Origin of the sequence: Legionella yabuuchiae (assembly GCF_900640115.1) — a bacterium.
GTDB lineage: Bacteria > Pseudomonadota > Gammaproteobacteria > Legionellales > Legionellaceae > Legionella_A > Legionella_A yabuuchiae.
Window position 1 is genome coordinate 1 of the sequence record NZ_CAAAIW010000077.1, and the last position, 591, is coordinate 591.

Here is a 591-nt window from a genome sequence, read left to right on the forward strand (position 1 = left end):
GGTTTATTATGAAATTCATTCTGATGTCTACGAAGCAATAACCAGAGAAAAACGCATCAAGAAGTGGAACCGACAATGGAAAATAAACCTTATCGAGCAAAACAACCCCCAGTGGCTTGATTTGGCATCGGATTATTTTGATGGATGGTTGCCCGCCTGCGCGGGCATGACCGGTTTTTTGTCATGTACAGAGATGTACATGTCAAGTCGTGTTTTATGACCGTATAACGTAATCAGCAGAAGGTTCTGTAGTGTTTCACGTGAAACAAAAACATGCTTCACAATCACGTCTGGTTAACCTTCAGACAATGATATGAAACGATGTATACCCAATCAACTTCAAAATGCTATGTTTTAGACGACTCAATTTTTTTGTCCATCCAACGTTTAAAAGCGAGTAATAAAAAGCCCTATTGCGAGTTTTTAGACGTTGGATGGGCGCAACAATGGATAGTAAAAAATTAGCATTTTGAAGTTGATTGGGTATATACCCATCGGAAATCAAAATCCGAAAAAAAATATTGAAATCATGGATCTAGTATGATCAAATGCGCACATGAAGAGAAAATTAGAAGCAACTGAGCGCGAAAA

The 591-nt window shown here is 38.2% G+C and carries 1 protein-coding gene; it reads left to right on the forward strand.

What is annotated here, in order from left to right:
* On the forward strand, nucleotides 1-220 hold a 220-nt coding region (locus E1O47_RS12760; RefSeq protein WP_479724358.1), incomplete at its 5' end, for a GIY-YIG nuclease family protein.
* Nucleotides 221-591 lie beyond the last annotated feature (371 nt).